17 protein-coding genes and 1 tRNA gene are annotated in these 18,403 nt (G+C 58.7%); 9 read left to right on the plus strand and 9 right to left on the minus strand.

Going from position 1 to position 18,403, the window contains the following annotated elements; all coding sequences use genetic code 11:
• Nucleotides 1-69: 69 nt before the first annotated feature.
• Nucleotides 70-1,455, plus strand: a complete 1,386-nt coding sequence (locus G7W63_RS00820; protein ID WP_207308851.1) for a PhoH family protein — start codon at nucleotides 70-72, stop codon at nucleotides 1,453-1,455.
• Between the two features lie 68 nt (nucleotides 1,456-1,523).
• Here the strand turns inward: G7W63_RS00820 and G7W63_RS00825 are convergent, their stop codons facing one another.
• From G7W63_RS00825 to G7W63_RS00845, 5 genes are all read right to left on the minus strand, one after another.
• Nucleotides 1,524-3,464, minus strand: coding sequence for a methyl-accepting chemotaxis protein (locus G7W63_RS00825; protein WP_166251686.1), 1,941 nt, complete (start codon nucleotides 3,462-3,464; stop codon nucleotides 1,524-1,526).
• 309 nt (nucleotides 3,465-3,773) lie between these two features.
• Nucleotides 3,774-4,199, minus strand: a complete 426-nt coding sequence (locus tag G7W63_RS00830) for a secondary thiamine-phosphate synthase enzyme YjbQ (protein WP_166251689.1) — start codon at nucleotides 4,197-4,199, stop codon at nucleotides 3,774-3,776.
• An 11-nt stretch (nucleotides 4,200-4,210) separates the two neighbouring features.
• Nucleotides 4,211-5,278, minus strand: a complete 1,068-nt coding sequence (locus G7W63_RS00835) for a succinylglutamate desuccinylase/aspartoacylase family protein (RefSeq protein WP_166251692.1) — start codon at nucleotides 5,276-5,278, stop codon at nucleotides 4,211-4,213.
• Nucleotide 5,279: 1 nt separating this feature from the next.
• Nucleotides 5,280-6,185 carry a 30S ribosomal protein S6--L-glutamate ligase gene (gene rimK / locus G7W63_RS00840; protein WP_166251695.1) on the minus strand — a complete coding sequence of 302 codons (906 nt, stop codon included), beginning with the start codon at nucleotides 6,183-6,185 and terminating at the stop codon, nucleotides 5,280-5,282.
• Nucleotides 6,182-6,673 (minus strand): ATP-dependent zinc protease family protein, encoded by a 492-nt coding sequence (locus tag G7W63_RS00845; protein WP_166251698.1) that lies wholly within the window; start codon nucleotides 6,671-6,673, stop codon nucleotides 6,182-6,184. The genes rimK and G7W63_RS00845 overlap by 4 nt, the downstream gene beginning before the upstream one ends.
• A gap of 247 nt (nucleotides 6,674-6,920) precedes the next feature.
• On the opposite strand from G7W63_RS00845, the gene phrB reads away from it, so the two are divergent.
• A complete protein-coding gene (phrB, locus tag G7W63_RS00850) occupies nucleotides 6,921-8,324 on the plus strand; it encodes a deoxyribodipyrimidine photo-lyase (protein WP_166251701.1) in 1,404 nt (467 codons plus the stop codon).
• Nucleotides 8,325-8,340: 16 nt separating this feature from the next.
• Here the strand turns inward: phrB and G7W63_RS00855 are convergent, their stop codons facing one another.
• From G7W63_RS00855 to hemA, 4 genes are read right to left on the minus strand one after another with little or no spacing between them, the layout of a single operon-like run.
• The gene (locus G7W63_RS00855; protein WP_166251704.1) at nucleotides 8,341-9,093 is read right to left on the minus strand and encodes a HesA/MoeB/ThiF family protein; all 753 of its coding nucleotides are present in this window, start codon (nucleotides 9,091-9,093) and stop codon (nucleotides 8,341-8,343) included.
• Nucleotides 9,083-9,970, minus strand: a complete 888-nt coding sequence (gene prmC / locus G7W63_RS00860; protein WP_166251707.1) for a peptide chain release factor N(5)-glutamine methyltransferase — start codon at nucleotides 9,968-9,970, stop codon at nucleotides 9,083-9,085. The genes G7W63_RS00855 and prmC overlap by 11 nt, the downstream gene beginning before the upstream one ends.
• Nucleotides 9,963-11,048 (minus strand): peptide chain release factor 1, encoded by a 1,086-nt coding sequence (gene prfA, locus G7W63_RS00865; RefSeq protein ID WP_166251710.1) that lies wholly within the window; start codon nucleotides 11,046-11,048, stop codon nucleotides 9,963-9,965. The genes prmC and prfA overlap by 8 nt, the downstream gene beginning before the upstream one ends.
• A complete protein-coding gene (gene hemA / locus G7W63_RS00870) occupies nucleotides 11,045-12,334 on the minus strand; it encodes a glutamyl-tRNA reductase (RefSeq protein WP_166251713.1) in 1,290 nt (429 codons plus the stop codon). Before hemA ends, prfA begins: the two co-directional genes overlap by 4 nt.
• A gap of 269 nt (nucleotides 12,335-12,603) precedes the next feature.
• On the opposite strand from hemA, the gene G7W63_RS00875 reads away from it, so the two are divergent.
• The 7 genes from G7W63_RS00875 (at nucleotide 12,604) to pth (ending at nucleotide 18,356) form a co-directional block, all read left to right on the plus strand.
• Nucleotides 12,604-14,373, plus strand: a complete 1,770-nt coding sequence (locus tag G7W63_RS00875; RefSeq protein ID WP_166251716.1) for a tetratricopeptide repeat protein — start codon at nucleotides 12,604-12,606, stop codon at nucleotides 14,371-14,373.
• Nucleotides 14,363-15,004, plus strand: a complete 642-nt coding sequence (gene lolB, locus G7W63_RS00880; protein ID WP_423202265.1) for a lipoprotein insertase outer membrane protein LolB — start codon at nucleotides 14,363-14,365, stop codon at nucleotides 15,002-15,004. Before G7W63_RS00875 ends, lolB begins: the two co-directional genes overlap by 11 nt.
• Nucleotides 15,004-15,855, plus strand: a complete 852-nt coding sequence (gene ispE, locus G7W63_RS00885; protein WP_166251719.1) for a 4-(cytidine 5'-diphospho)-2-C-methyl-D-erythritol kinase — start codon at nucleotides 15,004-15,006, stop codon at nucleotides 15,853-15,855. Before lolB ends, ispE begins: the two co-directional genes overlap by 1 nt.
• A gap of 19 nt (nucleotides 15,856-15,874) precedes the next feature.
• A tRNA-Gln gene (locus G7W63_RS00890) sits at nucleotides 15,875-15,949 on the plus strand.
• Nucleotides 15,950-16,001: 52 nt separating this feature from the next.
• The gene (locus G7W63_RS00895) at nucleotides 16,002-16,946 is read left to right on the plus strand and encodes a ribose-phosphate diphosphokinase (RefSeq protein WP_166251722.1); all 945 of its coding nucleotides are present in this window, start codon (nucleotides 16,002-16,004) and stop codon (nucleotides 16,944-16,946) included.
• Nucleotides 16,947-17,099: 153 nt separating this feature from the next.
• Nucleotides 17,100-17,741 (plus strand): 50S ribosomal protein L25/general stress protein Ctc, encoded by a 642-nt coding sequence (locus tag G7W63_RS00900; RefSeq protein WP_166251725.1) that lies wholly within the window; start codon nucleotides 17,100-17,102, stop codon nucleotides 17,739-17,741.
• Between the two features lie 21 nt (nucleotides 17,742-17,762).
• Nucleotides 17,763-18,356 carry an aminoacyl-tRNA hydrolase gene (gene pth, locus G7W63_RS00905; RefSeq protein ID WP_166251728.1) on the plus strand — a complete coding sequence of 198 codons (594 nt, stop codon included), beginning with the start codon at nucleotides 17,763-17,765 and terminating at the stop codon, nucleotides 18,354-18,356.
• Nucleotides 18,357-18,403 lie beyond the last annotated feature (47 nt).

An 18,403-nucleotide genomic window follows, 5' to 3' on the forward strand; every position in this document is an offset into this window, starting at 1 on the left:
ACCCAAACCAACGCCCGGGTGCCGGAGCCGTTACCAGGGCGCCGCCGGAAAAGAGAGGTATCGCATCTTATGCCCAGAGCACCTCAAGCTCGGAAGAAAATGTACGTCCTCGACACCAATGTCCTCATCCACGACCCCAACGCCCTTCTCAATTTCGAAGAACACGACGTTATTATTCCCATGACTGTGCTGGAAGAGCTGGACGGTCTTAAAACCGGCAAGCAGTCCGTGGCCGCCGACTGTCGCCAGGCCATCCGGACCATTGACCGGCTGCTCGGAGATGCGTCTCCCAAGGAGATCGAGCGGGGCGTGCCTATCGTGAGGGCTAAAAAAGCAGCGCCGCTGGGCTCGCTGTCGATACTGATGAGTACAGAGCATACCGGCAACCACTCCCTGCCCGAGCATCTTAACGACAACAAGATTATCAACAACCTGGCGTCGCTTCAGGCCCGGCACAAGTCACGGGATATCATCCTGGTCAGCAAAGACATCAATATGCGCCTGAAAGCCAGGGGCTTTGGTGTCGAGGCCCAGGACTACCACAACGATCAGCTCATTGATGACATTGATCTGCTGCCCATGGGCTACAAGGTGTTCAAGAACTCCTTCTGGGACACCATTGCCAAGGTCGAGACGGTACAGAGGGAGGGTGTTACCGAACATATCCTCAGACGGGAAGGCGAGCTTTCAAAACTCAATATCAACGAATACGTGGTGGATGAGCAGGGTTTTGTAGGCAAGGTTGTGGACCTCACCGAAGACCGACTGGTGCTTCAGGACCTGCACCAGCGGGACCTGATGAGTGAAGAGGTCTGGGGTCTGATGCCACGGGACATCTACCAGGCCCTGGCCCTGAACCTGCTGATGGATCCGGAAGTTCACCTGGTCAACCTGACCGGCTCTGCGGGCTCCGGCAAGACCATTCTGGCCCTGGCAGCCTGTATTGAAATGACGGTGGCCAGCAAACAGTACAAGCGCATCATCGCCACCCGAAGCACCCAGGGTCTGGATGAGGATATCGGGTTTCTGCCCGGCACCGAAGCCGAGAAGATGGAACCCTGGCTGGGCGCTATCGTCGATAACCTGGAGGCCCTGCACGAAGACGATGAGAACATGACCGCCAGCGTCGACTACATCCTCAGCAAGGTGCCCTTACACTTCAAATCCCTGAACTACATTCGGGGCCGCAGCTTTCAGCACAGCCTCATTATCATCGATGAGTCCCAGAACCTGACCCCGCACCAGATCAAGACCATCATCACCCGTGCCGGTAATGGTTCCAAGGTGATCTGCCTGGGCAACCTGGCCCAGATCGATACTCCGTATCTCAGCGCCCTGAGCTCCGGCTTGACCTATATGACTGAGCGCTTCAAGGGCTTCAGGCACGGCGGTCACATCCATTTGCAGGGAGTACCGCGGTCAGCGCTGGCGGAATACGCCGAGGCGAATCTGTAGCTTCCCCACGCCTGCTCCAGAAGAGGACCCCGACATGGTGCCCTCTTCTGGCGAGGCGCCCCATTTTGTCACACGCTGAACTGCTGGGCCGCCGAGCGGAGTTCTCCGATGGCGGACCTGATTTCCGTACTTGACCGGTCAGAGAGGCGTATCGCGTCCACCGTAGACTCTGCGGCCCTGGCCATATCTGTGACATTGTCGCTTATCTGCCTGGCCTGGGTGCTTTGCTCCTCAGCGGCGGCAGAGATAGTCACTGAGCGCTCCTGCAACTGTGCCAGCAGTGCGCTGATTTTCTCAAAATGCTCGTCTGCAAGGCGGAACTGCCCGGTCGCCGCCACAACCCGCTCCGAGGCACCTCCAATGGTTTCCACGGCTTTCTGACTGCCGGCCTGCAGCCGATCAATGATGGCCTGGATCTCGGTCGTGGATTTCTGGGTCCTGCTTGCCAGTGTGCGAACCTCATCGGCCACCACCGCAAAGCCGCGGCCACTTTCGCCAGCTCGGGCCGCCTCAATGGCCGCATTGAGTGCCAGCAGGTTGGTCTGGGCGGCAATGGAACCAATGACGGCGAGCACCGAACCTATTTCCTCACTGCGCTGATTCAGCTCGGTCACAACCGCCACGGCCGCATCCACTTCAGCCACCATCAGGTCGAGTTCATTCCGCGCCTGGCGCGAGATCTCGGCCGTTGCCTCACTTTCGCTATTGATGGTCCGAACCGATTCGGCCACCTGCTGTATGTTCTCAGCCACCTCCTGGATACTGCCGGACATCTCGTTGACCGTGGCCGAGACCTGATCTATTTCCTCCCGCTGGGAGTTAACGGCAACCACTGCCTGACTACTTGCCTGGCTCTGGGCCTGAGCCTGGGTGCTTGCGGTGCCGGCGGCCAGGTTCACCCGACTGATCATGGCCTGAATACGGCCGATGAACTCGTTAACGCCAGACGCCATGTGGGTAAGTTCGTCATTACCACTGAGATTGACCCGCTGCTTGAGATCCGCCTCACCCCGGGCAATACCCCAGATGGCAAGATTCAGCCGGTTTACCTTGGCGAGCACCCCGACCCCCAGCACTACCGCAATTAAAAGCAGCAGGAGCACATTGGTGAGTACTGAAAAAAAGGACAGGGTGCCCGAAAGCTCAGAGGTCTGGCTTTCTATGCGCTCGATGGTTGCACCGATCTCATTGCGGGTGCTCGTTTCAATATCCGCCAGCTGGCGCTGAAGACGCTCGCTCACTTCGCCGGTCTGGGAGGCCAGCACCGAGGAGACCGCAGCAGAGCTTTCACGCACGGTGACACCAAACCGCTCTTCCAACTGTTGCATGTCCCGGGCGATGGCCAGGGTGGAGAGCCCCAGTTTCAGTTTGCCAACGACAGACCCCTGAGGTGCAATATCGGCCGTAATAACCACCACTTCCGGGTCGCGAGAGGCGGCATCTAGCACTTTTGTTATTGCGCCCCGGCCTTCCCCGGCATCCATGAGGGTTTTAACCCTGGCATCGGTGCGGTCGACATAACGGGTCATGCGCTCGCCGTACTGATCAAAATAGACCGCAAACAGGACCGCCTCCCGACTGTCCATCAACTCGACCAGTCCGGTCAGTTTAGGCGTATCCCTGTCCCAGATCAGGGGCGCAGCCACCGCAGCCATGGCATCAGCCAGCCCCTGTGCTTCGGCAATGACCGCCCGTTTGAGGTTTCCAGCAATCTGCTGTTGCCGTTCGTTCAGTTGGCTCTCCAGTTGCCGGCCCAGCTCAAGGGATGCCTGGTCACTCATGGCTACCAGTCGCTCAGCCACATCAGCGCTCGCCTCACTGAACTTTCCGCCTACCCGCTGCTGGCCGGCTTCCATTGCCGTCTCAACGGATTCAGTCAGAGCAGCCACCTGGGAGCGTATCAGCCACTGACTCAGAAAAAGCTGAGCTGCCGCCGCGAGAATGAGAAGAACAAAGACAGGCAACAACAAACGGCTGGAAAACAGGTTTTTGAAGAAGGTCAGACTCATCGATTGCCTCGATACTTCGGGTCATGGTTCATCCGGACCTCAAGCCTGATGACTCGAGCGCCACAGACTTAATTGCGCAGCTCTGATTGAGTTAAGCAGGAACTGAACCAGAAATCGCCAGGCTAACGTGAAGTTTTGTTGATTTTTGTCTCCGAGGGGACCCGCCGACCGGTCGGACACCTCCGTTTCGAGGGTGATTCGGTCCAGGGTTTCAAGGAGTTCTGCGGTTGGCGACGGTCGTCTCATCGCTGGCGGGTGGCTGGTCCCGCTAATACATTTACTCAAGCAGGTTAAACGTCGACGGGGGCGCTACCACCGCCCCTGCAAGGTTGCGATCACCCGACGGCCACCTGCCCGGTCACGGTGCTCGCACAGATAAAGGCCCTGCCACGTGCCCAGCGCCAGACGACCGGCGGTGATCGGGATGGTAAGGGACGCACCCACCAGAACGCTTTTGATATGGGCTGGCATATCGTCCGGTCCCTCGAGCACATGCTCATAGTGGGGCTGGTCTTCGGGCACCATGACATTGAAGTGTCGCTCAAGATCCCCCCGTACATCCGGATCGGCATTTTCGTTTATCGCCAGCGACGCCGACGTGTGCTGCAAGAACAGATTCAGCAGCCCAACCTGGCAGTTGCTCAGGTCCGGGCCCTGGCTGAGCACCTCGTCTGTAATCAGGTGGAAACCACGGTTTCGGGCCCGGAGTTCGATGGTTGCCTGATCCCAGATCATTGCCAACTCTCCTATTTCTGCTGTTCGTCCCAGGGGTGCACCGGCATGACCGCATCGGCACCAGCCTCAGGATCCATGGAAGAGCGAAAGTAATCCATGGCTTTCTCGGCCTCGGCCAGCTCGTCAAACCGGGCAATGTGATAGATGGCTTCGCCTTCATTAACAAGCGGCAGGTTGTTCATACCGACGATAATACCGGAATAGGGGGTGATCAAAGCCGTTTCTGTTTCACCGAAAGGATCCGCAATCAGGGCGAGTCTCTGGCCTTTGCGAACCCGCTGACCAAGCCGGACGATGGGACGCATGATGCCATCGATCTCAGCCCTGACCCAGGTTGAGGTTGCGGCGATCTCAGACCGGTTTCTCGGCTTGGCGCGCCCGGCTTTTGCCGGCAGCATCTCAAGTGCCCGCATGACCCGATTCACCCCTCGCACACCGCTTGAGATCACGACATCGTCAAAGCGCAGCGCCTCGCCCCCCTCGAAGGTGATTACCGGAATGTCCCGGGAGTCGGCGTACTCGCGAAGCGTCCCTTCACGGAGGCTGGCATTGAGGATGATCGGGGCACCAAAAGCTTCGGCAATCCGTGCAGTCTCCGGATTTTTCAGCTCAGCCCGGATCTGGGGCAGGTTAAAGCGGTGAATCGCACCCGTGTGAAGGTCAATGATATGGGTGACGTTCTGCATGATCTGTGTGCGGAATAGGTAGGCGATCCGGCCGCCCAGTGAACCGGTTTCAGAGCCTGGAAAACACCGGTTCAGGTCACGCCGGTCGGGCAGATACCGGGTGCGCTGGACAAAGCCGAACACGTTAACAATCGGCACCGCAATGAGGGTTCCGCGCAAATGCCGCAGGGAGGCATTACGCAGGACCCGCCGAATGATCTCGACACCGTTGATCTCGTCGCCATGAAGCGCCGCGCAGACCAACAGCACCGGCCCCTCGCGACGCCCATGCACCACCTCTACCGGAATGTGAAGCGGCGTATGGGTATAGAGTTTGGCCACCGGGAACTCTACCGTTTGCCGGGTACCTGCCTTGATCTCAGTGCCGGCAAAATTGAACGGTGCTCTTGCCATATCAACCGGTTCCCTTTGTGCGGGTTTTCCAGGGTTTCTGATTGCGCTCGGTCCACTCGATAATCATGCCGGCCACATTTTTTCCGGTGGCGGACTCGATGCCTTCGAGACCAGGCGACGAGTTGACCTCCATCACCAGAGGACCGCGACTGGAACGCAGCAGGTCGACGCCGGCCACATTGAGGCCCATGGCCTTGGCGGAGGCAATGGCCGTGCGGCGTTCCTCCGGCGTAATGCGGATAAGAGACGCGGTGCCGCCCCGGTGCAGATTGGAGCGGAACTCCCCTTCGGCGGCCTGGCGCTTCATGGCCGCAATCACCTTGTCCCCGATCACGAAACAGCGAATATCGGCGCCACCGGCTTCCTTGATGTATTCCTGCACCAGTATGTCGGCTTTCAGGCCCATAAACGCCTCGATAACGCTTTCGGCGGCCTTGCGGGTCTCCGCCAGCACTACGCCGATACCCTGGGTGCCCTGAAGCAGCTTGATCACCACCGGCGAGCCGCCCACCATCTTGATAAGATCGGGCACGTTATCCGGCTTGTTGGCGAAACCGGTGACCGGCATACCCAGACCCTTGCGTGCCAGCAGCTGCAAAGACCGCAATTTATCCCGTGACCGGGAAATAGCCACGGACTCGTTGACCGGGAAGCAACCCATCATCTCGAACTGACGCAGGACGGCGGTGCCATAAAACGTGACCGAGGCGCCAATACGGGGAATCACCACATCGAAATCGTCCAGGGTTTCACTGTGGTAGTGAATCTGGGGGTTGGCGGAGGTGATGTTCATATAGCAATGCAGGGCATCAATCACCCGCACTTCGTGACCCCTGTTCAGCCCCTCTTCAACCAGACGCCGGGTGGAGTAAAGGGATTTATTGCGAGAGAGTACGGCAATCTTCATTCTGGGGTCCTTAGGGCCGGATCTCCGGCCAGGTAGGAGGATTCAGGCAGCACAATACTGCGACCCGCCATTGCGGTCCTTCCGATCAACATCCGAAACCGCATCGAATCGCGGTTTGTGAGCGTCATCTCTACTGGCCATTGGGTTTCCCCCACCAGCAACAGTGTCTCAATAACCAGTCGCAACTCCCGATGTCCGCCTGAGTCCGACACCATTCGCTCATCCACCACGGGGGCATCGCAGGCGATCACCTCATGAAGATCGTTCTGGATTGGGTGGACCCAGAACTTCACCCGGCGCTGGCCGTTGTCCTCGTAGGGTTCCATCCGGAAGGTGTGCAGGCAGGAAGTGCGCGCACCCGTATCCACCTTCGCCTTGATCCGATCAATGCCCAGTTCCGGTAAGGCCACCCATTCCCGCCAGCCGAGAGCCACCTTGTCCTCAAGGGCGAGGGGCTGGTGAGCGTCGTCATCCGGTGTCACTGGCATTGGTTTCTCCAATCCGTGGTTAATGTAGACCGCAGGCCTGGCCAGAAAATGCCGACTTGCCGTCTGTGTCGTACAGGTATGGGCGTGAGGCGCCTTTATAGGAGGCCTTCAGTTGCAGCTCAATACGCACAACTGCGCATTAAGCTATTGAAGATAAACAGCTCCTTGGGGATTTACTATAATCCAATCGGTGCCGGCCCGCGAATACATAGCTGAAGTTCCTGTCTCAGCCCAAGTGGATATCGTGATGACCCAACTCGTCTGGTTCCGAAATGACCTCCGTACCGCGGACAACGCCGCCCTGACCGCCGCCTGTGCCCAGGACCAACCCGTTCGCGCCTGTTTCATTGCCACTCCGGCCCAGTGGCACAGTCACGACTGGTCGCCTGCCCGCATCCGCTTTGTGGTCGACCATGTGAACAGTCTTGCAGAAGACCTGGCGGGGGTCGGGATTCCTTTCGATATTCTTCAGGGAGACTGGTTTTCCGACTGCATACCGCTAATTTCGGACCTGTGCAGGAAACATAGGGTCCGCCAGCTGCATTTTAATGAAGAGCTGGGCGTGAATGAGCGGCGACGGGACCAGGCACTCCGGGATAAGCTGGCGCAAGACAACGTCACCGCCTGCAAGTACCGCGACCAGACCGTGGCTCCCGTCGGCAGCATCCTGACCCAACAGCAGGAGCCCTACTCGGTTTTTACACCTTTCGCCAGACGCTGGCGCCAGTGGACCGGCGATAACATGCCAGAGCTTCATCCGGTGCCCAAGGCCAAGGGCGAGGCGATGAAGCCAGCGCGCTTCCCCTCGCAAATAGACGGATACAGTAAAGCACCGCCACCACTCGTCCCCGTCGGCGAACAGGCGGCCCATAACCAACTGGCTGAATTTCTCGAGGAACGCGCCGCTGATTACAACAGGCACAGGGACATTCCCTCCGTTGACGGCACCAGCCTTCTTTCTCCCTACCTGGCCAATGGCGTGCTGTCAGGCCGGCAATGCTGGGCTGCGGCGCTGGAAGCCATGACTGGTGCCGGTAACGCACGTGACGGGCTCGATACCTGGCTTAACGAGATAACCTGGAGGGACTTCTACATACACATTCTTTATCACTACCCAAGGGTCAGCATGCATCGGGCCTTCAAGCCAGAAACCGAGGCCCTGCCCTGGAACCATCCAGGCGATGCCTTCGAGGCCTGGAAAGAGGGACAGACCGGGATCCCCCTGGTGGATGCCGCCATGCGCCAGCTCAATCAGACCGGTTGGATGCACAACCGCCTTCGCATGGTGACGGCCATGTTCCTGACCAAAAACCTGTTCATCGACTGGCGTCTGGGTGAGGCCTACTTCATGAATCGGCTTGTGGACGGATTTCTTGCCTCCAATAACGGAGGCTGGCAGTGGAGCGCGTCCACGGGCACTGACTCGGCGCCCTATTTCCGAATATTCAATCCGGCAACCCAGGGCGAGCGATTCGATCCCTCAGGTGAGTTTATTCGCCGCTACGTGCCAGAGCTGGCATCACTGGACAATAAACGTATCCATCAGCCATGGCTGAAGGGTGGCCCGGCTAAAGGTTATCCCAAACCCATCGTGGATCTTAAGGAAAGCCGCAAACAGGCCATAGCCAACTTCCAAGCCCTGAAGGATTGATGGACCGCGCCAAACTTCAGTCGCCGTCTCCACAGACGGCACATCGGGAGTCGCGGGCAAACTTCATTTCCCGCCACTCAAGACGCCAGGCATCCAGCAACAACAGCCTACTGGTCACCGGATGGCCTACCTGGGCCAGTAGCTTGATCGCTTCCATGGCCTGACACGTGCCAATGATGCCAACCAGCGGCCCGATGACTCCCGCTTCAGAGCAGCTGAGCTCCTGATCTCCGAGATCAGGATAAAGGCACTGATAGCAGGGCCCACCGGGGGTACGGAAGTCAAACACGCTCAACTGACCCTCACCCCGTATAGCGGCGCCGGAAACCAGCGGTGTCTTTGCAGCGACACAGGCCTGGTTAATGGCAAACCGGGTTGAGAAATTGTCAGTGCAGTCGATCACCAGATCGACTGCGGCTACCTGCTCGTCCAGCAGGGCGCCCGACAAGCGCCGGGGCAAGGCTGTCACTTTGACGAGTGGATTGGTGGCCGCCACATGCTCAGCCAGGGCTTCGGCTTTGTGGATGCCGATCTGACTACTATTAAAGGCGATCTGGCGCTGCAGGTTGGTCACCTCGATGACGTCGTCGTCAGCAATGATCAGCTCACCTACCCCGGCCGCCCCCAGATACAGCGCCACCGGGCAACCCAGCCCACCCGCACCGACGATGAGCACCCGGGACTCTTTGAGCCTCACCTGGCCGGCCACATCGAAGGCGGGAAGAAGAATCTGCCGGCTGTAACGCATCAGTTCGTCATCATCCAGCATGAGGGTCTCTCCTGTTAGGATTTGCAGCAGTGGTGTTCGATGGCTTGCGCCCAAGTGTATAGCGGTCCCGGTCGCCGTAATCTTGACCGGTCGCAATATCGGCATAGGCGCACGCCTTAAAAAGATCACGTACCGCCTCACCCTGGTCGTGCCCATGCTCTACCAGCAGCCAGCCATTGGCGACAAGCCTGTCAGACCCATGGAGAATCAAGTGGCGCAGGTCGTCCAGGCCATCGGCACCGGCAACCAGGGCGGTCTCGGGCTCATACCGCACATCGCCCTGGAAAAGGTGGGTATCGGCACGGGCGATGTAGGGCGGATTACTGACAATCAAATCAAACCGTTGCCCAGACAGGCCGGCAAACCAGTGGCTCGTAACAACGTCAATGGGGAGGCCGAGTTTGCTGGCGTTGAGCCGGGCAAGCTCGACCGCGGCCGGGACGCAGTCACACGCCATTATCTGCCACGACGGACGTTCACTGGCAAGCGCCAGGGCGATCGCCCCAGTGCCTGTGCCAAGGTCAAGCACGTGGGCTTGCGCTGGCAGTGCCAGGGCAAGAGCGGCCTCCACCAGGCATTCGGTATCGGGACGGGGAATGAGCGTGGCGTCATTGACCACCAGAGACAATGACCAGAAGCCCTGCTCACCAAGAATATGGGCAATTGGCCGACCCCGCCGCCGCTCTTCAACCTGCGCCTGGAACCTGGCCCGCTGCGCTGTGTCCGGGACCCGCTCAGGCCAGGCGCGAAATGACGTACGGCTCCAGCCGGTGGCATCCGCCAGCAGCAGCTCGGCATCCAGGCGGGGGGTGTCACTTTCGAACGAAGCCGCGGCAATGCGTAGCAGGGCTTCTGTTGTCAGCGGGGCGTCACTCATCTGCCAGGCTGGCCAGCATTTCGGCCTGATGTTCCTGCTGGAGCGGTTTGACGACCGGATCAAGGTCGCCCCCAACCACTTCTTCCAGCTTGTATAAGGTGAGATTGATTCGATGGTCCGTCACTCGCCCCTGGGGAAAGTTATAGGTACGTATGCGCTCGGACCGATCGCCGCTGCCCACAAGGCTCTTACGGGTTTCGGACTGGCTCTTGGCCTGGCGCTCGGTTTCGGCATTATCAAGCCGCGCCTGCAGCAGACTCAGAGCCTTGGCCCGGTTCTTGTGCTGGGAGCGCTCTTCCTGACATTCAACCACCAGGCCGGTGGGAATATGGGTTATGCGGATAGCCGAATCGGTCTTGTTGACATGCTGCCCCCCTGCCCCGGAAGCGCGGAATGTGTCGACGCGCAGGTCGGCCTTGTTGATCTCGATGGCTTCGGCTTCGTCGGCCTCGGGCATGACCGCGACCGTGCAGGCAGAGGTATGGATACGGCCCTGGGATTCTGTTTCCGGAACGCGCTGGACCCGGTGGGCCCCGGACTCGAACTTGAGGGCACCGTAGACACCATTGCCCGCCACGCGGCTTATGATCTCTTTATAGCCACCATGTTCACCCAGGCTCTCACTGAGAACCTCCACCCGCCACTGACGTCTTTCAGCGTACTTCAGATACATGCGGAACAAGTCGCCCGCGAAAATCGCCGCCTCATCGCCGCCGGTGCCGGCCCGGATCTCAAGAAACACATTTTTGGTGTCATTGGGATCCCTGGGCAGCATCAAGGCCTGAAGTTCATCTTCCAGCTGCACACTGTGTTCCTGAGCACTGGCCAGTTCATCTTCTGCCATGGCACGCATGTCAGGATCGCCATCGCGAGCCAGTTCTTCGGCTTCAGCCACATCCTTGAGCCTGTCCCGCCAGATGCGATAACACTGAACCACAGGCTCGATTTCCGAGAATTCCCGCGAAAGATCCCTGAACCGGTTCTGGTCCGACATTATGCCCTGGTCACTGAGTAGCGCCCGGACTTCCTCGAAACGGTCATCAAGCCGCTCGAGCCGGGTTTGTAACGATGCTTTCATAAATTTTCCGGGGTGGTGGAAAGAGGTTCGTCCTGGGTTTCCAACTGGTGCAGTTCACGCAGCCAGTTGGTCACTTCCACCCGGCCCTCTGCGGTAGCCTTGCGTACCTGGACCGAGGGCTCGTGTAGCAGTTTGTTGGTCAAGCCCCGGGCCAGCGCCCGCAGGGCCGTTTCTGGGTCTCCGCCGTTGCGTAGGGCCCGCAGGGCTTTTTCGGTTTCGATATCCCGAAGAATTTCGGCCCGTTGCCGGAACTGTTTGAGCGTGGCCACTGCATCCAGCGCCCGGAGCTGGGACAGGAATTCCTGGGTACCTGCAGTGATGAGATTTTCAGCTTCCCGGGCTGCGCCTTCCCGAGTCTTGAGGTTCTCGTCAATGACGTGCCGGAGATCATCAACGGTATAAAGATAGACGTCAGCGAGATTGGCCACTTCCGGCTCGATATCCCTGGGTACCGCGATATCGACCATAAAATAGGGCCGGTGCTTGCGGCCCTTGAGTGCCCGTTCCACCGCGCCTTTGCCCAGAATCGGCAGCGGGCTGGCTGTGGAGGAAATAATCATGTCCACGTCGGCCAATACACCGGGAATCTCGGACAGGAGGATACCCCGGCCACCCCGGGCTTCTGCCAGCACTTGCGCCCGCTCCAGGGTGCGGTTGGCCACCAGAAAATCGCGCACACCGGCCTCGGCGAGATGCTTGGCCACCAATTCGATGGTCTTGCCGGCACCAATAAGCAAGGCACGGTTACGGGACATGTCGGCGAAAATATGGTGTGCCATGCTCACTGCTGCATAGGCCACCGAGACCGGGTTCTCGCCAATGGCGGTTTCCGTTCTTACCCGCTTGGCGACCGTGAACGTCTGCTCGAAAAGGCGAGTGAGAAAGGTACCGCTCGCTCCGTGTTCCCGAGCCAGGGCATAAGCGTCCTTGAGCTGGCCCAGTATCTGGGGCTCACCCAGCACCATGGAATCAAGGCCGGAAGCTACCCGCATCATGTGCCGGACCGCCTCCGAGTCACGATAGACATAGAGCGCGTTTTCCAACTCTGCCGGCAGCAGACCATGAAAGCCGGATAGCCAGCGCAAAACCGCAGCCGCACAGTCATCGTCCCCGGCCAGGTAGAGCTCGGTGCGGTTGCAGGTAGATAGTATTGCCGCTTCAGAGGCTCCGGAGGCCACCCTGAGTTCAGAGAAGGCTTCAGCCATGCGTTCCGGCGTAAAGGCAATACGCTCCCGCAACTCCACTGGAGCGGTTCGGTGGTTGATTCCCAGAGTGAGCAAGGCCATATGCCGTAAAAATTGCCTTTTGCCAGGGGGTTTGTGCCAGCAGGCATGCACTGCTGTATTGTCACATGATGGCGTTTACAGACGCCACAACCCATTTTACCGGGGCGCTGGGCCGGGTGCCAGCCAATCCCACGAAGGTTGCGGCAATTACCATGTTTACGGCCCGGAACCCGCATCAGATTGGGCATGGAAAGAGGCTTGTGCCATGATAGGAGCCGGCACTGATAGCAGCCTTTCGGGCGCATCGTTTAACGACTTCAGGATGTAACATGCAAAAACTTGCCTCTTTGCTGGTCACCGGCGTGATAGGGCTCACTCTGACCGGCTGTGCCGGCCTGAACGGTGACTCAGGCACCGACCAGTCTCTTCCCGATCAGGCACCTGCCGACCAGATTGTCGTTCTTGAAGAGACCGACATCCCCGAGCCTGAAACCGGCAATGCCGAGTTCGAACCGGAGACTCTCTACCTGCTCCTGGCCGCGGAAATTGCGGCCCAGCGCGGCCGTTATGACATCACCCTGGTGAACTACGTGGAAGCGGCCAAACGCTCGCTGGACAAAGGTGTCACCGAGCGTGCCATGCGCGTCGCCCAATCCCTGAACGCAGACAACGCCCAGCGCCAGCTTGCGACGCTCTGGCTGGACATTGATCCGGATAGCCTTGAGGCTCACCGCGTGGCCGCCATCCAGGAGGTCAAGCAGAACAACCTGGAGGCTGCCCTGGAGCATATGGAGCGCATTATGGCGCTGGGCGGCGATGCCGACTTTGACAGCCTGGCGGCCATGGCCAGCAATCTGCCTCCGAGCGACCAGCAGGAACTGCTGGAGCTTTATCGGGCCCTGGAAGAACGCCACCCGGACAACCCGGAAATCGAGTACAGCATTGCCTTGCTGCTCAAGATCACCGGCGCCTTCGAAGCGGCCCTGGAGCAGCTACAGCCTCTGCTTGAAGAAGATCCCGAGTTTCAGCCAGCGCTGGTTCTCAAAGCCGACCTGCTCTATCAGTTGGGCGAAAAAGATGAGGCCCTGACCCACTTGTTGCGCAACACTCGCCGCTATCCGGACAATCGCCAGATGGGAACCCTGTACGGCCGCATGCTGATCAGCGAAGGTGAGCTACAGGCTGCCCAGGATGAATTTGCTCGTTTGGTCAAGCGCTTCCCCGATGTGCCCGGCTTGCAGCTCTCACATGCCCTGGTCGCACTTGAGAATGGTGAAACAGAGGTCGCAAAGGAAGGTCTTTCCCGGCTAATCGAGCAGGGTCATCATACCAGTGAGGCACATTACTACCTTGGCCGCATCGCCGACGAAGCAGGCGATGCGGAAACGGCCATTGATTACTATGAACAGGTACTGGAGGGCAGCCACTTTTTCCCCGCCCTGGCACGGGCCAGTGCGCTCAAGGCCGAGCAAGGGCGACTTGAGGAAGCCCGCAGCCAGATTCAGAGCCTGCGGATGAAAAACCCCGACAGAGCCGAAAACTTCTGGTTGCTGGAAATCAACCTGCTACTGGATACCGGCAATAACGAAGACGCCCTGGCTGTAGCCAACCAGGCCCTGGAAGCCTATCCAGACAACGTGCGCATGCTTTACGCCCGCGCCATGCTGCTCGACAACAAGGGCGACTTCGAGGCCGCCGAACAGGACCTCCGCCGCATCATTGAATTACAGCCTGATAACGCCGTCGCACTGAACGCCCTGGGCTACATACTCACCACCCGTACCGAACGCCTTGATGAAGCCCAGGACTATATCGAGCGTGCGCTCAGCCTGGACCCGGACAATCCGGCCATTCTCGACTCCATGGGCTGGGTGCTGTTCCAGAAGGGCCAGGTTCAGGAGGCCCTGACCTACCTTATGGAGGCTTATGAAGCTTTCCCTGACCCGGAAGTGGCCGCTCATCTGGGCGAAGCCCTGTGGGCTGATGGCCAGGAAGAGCAGGCCAGAATCGTCTGGCGCCGGGCGCTCGAGGCCTACCCGGACGACACCTTGATTATTGAAACCATTGAACGTCTCGGGGCGGAGGCGGATCTTGACTAAGCTCCACGTATTCTGGGTGATGGCGTGCATGCTGCTTCTGTCAGCCTGTGCCACAACCCCGACCGAGCCGCTGCCCGAGGGCCTGACAGACCAGCCGCCGGCGGACTGGGGAGAGCGTCAGCGGCAACTGGCAGGGTTCCAGCACTGGCAGCTGCAGGGCAAGCTGGCGGTCCGTCAAGACTCAGACAGCGGCACCGCCATCATCAACCGCTGGGTCCAGGACGGCGAGCATTATGACCTGGCGCTGTCATCGGCCTTTTTGGGCATGGGCCGCACGGAACTTTCAGGGGTTCCGGGTTACCTTGAGCTGACGCTGCCGGATGGTGAAACCTATATATCCAACGAGCCCGCCGAGCTGATTGCGGCCGCAACCGGCTGGCAGTTGCCAATTGACAGCCTTATCTGGTGGATCCGCGGGTTGCCCGCCCCTGAGGGCGACTATCAACTGCTGTTTGATGATCAACAGATACTTACAGTCATCCGCCAGCAAGGCTGGGAGATTCGTTACGACCGATGGCGGGATTTTGTCGAGGACCTGCAGCCGCTGCCTGCGCGCATCACCGCCTTGAAGGATGACAAGCGGGTTCGTGTAGCCGTTACTGCCTGGCAACGTCCGGATTCGGCCCGGTAATGTTCACACTGCCGTCCCCTGCCAAACTCAATCTGTTTCTTCACATTAACGGTCGCCGACCTGACGGCTATCACGAACTGCAAACGCTTTTCCAGTTTCTGGACTATGGCGATGACGTGGGTTTTTCACCCCGCGATGACGACCGGATCCTGCTTGACCCTGCACTTCCGGGGGTGCCTGACCGTGACAACCTGATCCTGCTAGCTGCCCTGGCCCTGCGCAGAACCGTCGACCAACCCCTTTGCGGAGTTAACCTCAGTCTCACCAAGCGCCTCCCCATGGGTGGCGGACTGGGTGGCGGCAGCTCCAACGCGGCCACTACCCTGCTGGGGCTGAACCGTCTTTGGCAGCTCGGCAGATCCTGTGAAGAGCTGGCAGAGCTCGGACTGCAACTGGGTGCCGACGTACCGGTTTTCGTGCGCGGCTTCGCTGCCTGGGGTGAAGGCATCGGGGAGAAACTGACTCCGGCAGAGCCCCCGGAAATCTGGTACCTTGTTCTTAAGCCTGACTGCAACATCAGCACCGGATTGATTTTTTCGGAGCAAGGGTTGACAAGAGACACCCCGAGAATCAAAATAGCGCCCGCTTTTGAGGGAGACGCATCGAGGTACCGAAACGACTGCGAGGATGTAGTTTGCAGACTGTATCCGGAGGTTAAGCGAAGCCTGGATTGGCTGGCACAATTCGGACCTGCAAGATTAACCGGAACCGGGGCTTGCATATTTGGACGTTTCCCAACAGAATCCAAAGCCCAAAAAGTCTGGGCAAGCAGACCTTCCGGCATCACCGGGTTCGTAGCTAGAGGGGTGAACCTTTCACCTCTACACAAAAAGCTGACAGAGCTGAAATGATGCCAAAAGAGCACGATACTGGGGTGTCGCCAAGTGGTAAGGCAACGGGTTTTGATCCCGTCATGCGCAGGTTCGAATCCTGCCACCCCAGCCACCTTTCTTCCGCTTCTTCTGAATCCAACACTGACATCGAGAAGGATGACATCGTGTCCAAATTGATGATCTTTGCCGGTAATGCCCACCCGGACCTGGCAAAAAGTATCGCGAAGAAATTGCACATCCCAATGGGACAGGCAACCGTCGGAAAATTCAGCGACGGCGAAACCACTGTAGAAATCAACGAAAACGTTCGCGGCCACGATGTCTTCATCATTCAGCCTACCTGTTATCCGACCAACGATAACCTGATGGAACTGATCGTGATGGCCGACGCACTGCGCCGGGCCTCCGCTACCCGTATAACTGCGGTTATTCCCTACTACGGCTATGCACGGCAGGATCGTCGGGTTCGCTCCACCCGCGTCTCGATCAGTGCCAAGGTGGTGGCGGACATGATCACCAGCATCGGGATTGACCGGGTACTGACCGTTGACCTCCACGCCGACCAGATCCAGGGGTTCTTCGATATTCCCGTGGACAACATCTACGCCACGCCGGTTCTACTGGAAGATATCGAGAAACAGCGGTTCGAGAATTTCATTGTTGTGTCTCCGGACGTCGGCGGTGTTGTTCGCGCGCGCGCCATTGCCAAGCGCCTGGACGACGCCGACCTGGCTATCATTGACAAGCGCCGCCCCAAGGCCAACGTCTCCCAGGTCATGCACATCATTGGTGACGTCAAGGACAAGACCTGCATCCTGGTGGACGACATTGTCGATACCGCCGGCACCCTGTGCAAGGCTGCAGATGCCTTGAAGGAGCACGGTGCATCACGGGTGATCGCCTACATTACCCACCCCGTTCTTTCGGGCCCGGCGATTGATAACATCAACGCCTCGCAACTGGATGAGCTGGTGGTCTGCGATACCATCCCGCTGGGTGACAAGGCCGCCAATTGTGATAGAATCCGCCCCCTTGGAATGGCCGAACTGCTCGCTGAATCGATCCGTCGTGTCAGTAATGAGGAATCGATCAGCGCAATGTTCGAATAAGCGCTATTGCACAAAGCATTCAGACCGGGAGCCTCGTTAGGCTCCTTGTTTGTTTAATACTCCGGAACTAACTGTTTTATATCCGGAAACTCCAGAACAACACCTGCTGTGTACTTGGTCGCGAGTCCTTCAGGTGTCAATGAGGTACATATCATGGCCCAGGAATTTTTAATTGAAGCATTCCCTCGGGACGTACAGGGGAGAGGTGCGAGCCGCCGCCTGCGTCGCGAGGAACGGAAGATCCCGGCAATCATTTATGGTGGCAAGGGTGAAGCCGTGTCCATTTCGATCTGGCACAACGAGCTTAAGAAAGCCCTGGAAAACGAAGCTTTCTTTTCTCACATTCTGACCATCGATCTGGCCGGCAAGAAAGAAAGCGTGATCCTGAAGGATCTCCAGCGCCATCCATACAAGCCGCTGCTGACCCACGCCGACTTTCTGCGTGTGGACAAGGACCACGAGATCCACGTCAACGTGCCCCTGCACTTCATCAACGAAGCATCAGCACCTGCCATCAAGTTGCAGGGCGGCGTTTCTCTGCACCAGATGAACGAAGTGGAAGTCATCTGTCTGCCACAGAACCTGCCTGAGTTTATCGAAGTGGATATGGCCACTGTGGAAATGGATCAGGTTATCCACCTGAGCGACCTGAAACTGCCTGAAGGTGTTCGTATCGCTGCCCTGCTTCAGGGCGAAGATCACGACCAGCCAGTGGTTTCTATCCACAAGCCACGTGGCAGCAAGGTTGATGAAGCCGAAGACGCCGAAGGCGAAGAAGGCGAAAACAAGGAGTAACCACTCCGGAGGCGAAGGCACATGGCACAGCAAATCGTCATGGTGGTGGGGCTGGGAAATCCCGGCAGCGATTACGAAAGCACCCGCCACAACGCCGGAGCCCTGTTCGTTGAAGCTCTGGCCCGCCATGCGGGCCAGAGTCTCCGACCCGACAAGAAATACCATGGACTCTATGCCCGTATCCACTGGCAGGGCCTCGACCTTCACCTTCTGAACCCCGTCACTTTCATGAATCGCAGCGGTCTCGCCATCAAGGCCCTGGCTGATTTCTTCAAGATTGAACCTGACCAGATTCTGGTCGCCCACGACGAACTGGATCTGCCCCCGGGCACGGCCAAGCTCAAGCAGGGTGGTGGACACGGTGGTCATAACGGTTTGAGAGATACCATTGCCCATCTGGGCAGCAACAACTTCTACCGCCTGCGCTTGGGCATAGGGCATCCCGGTGACAGCCGCCAGGTGACCAACTATGTGCTGGGGCGTCTGGGCAAGCAGGAAACCGCAGACCTTGAGGACGTCATCAACCAGGCCATTCGGGTACTCCCGGATGCCGCTGAGGGGCAGATGGCACGAGCCATGAATGCCCTGCACTCATTCCGCCCGGAAAAAAACTGATCCTGTTCGCACCGGACCGGTCACCTCGGTATAATCCCGCTCTCGAT

Origin of the sequence: Marinobacter salicampi (assembly GCF_011074795.1) — a bacterium.
Taxonomy (GTDB): Bacteria; Pseudomonadota; Gammaproteobacteria; order Pseudomonadales; family Oleiphilaceae; genus Marinobacter; species Marinobacter salicampi.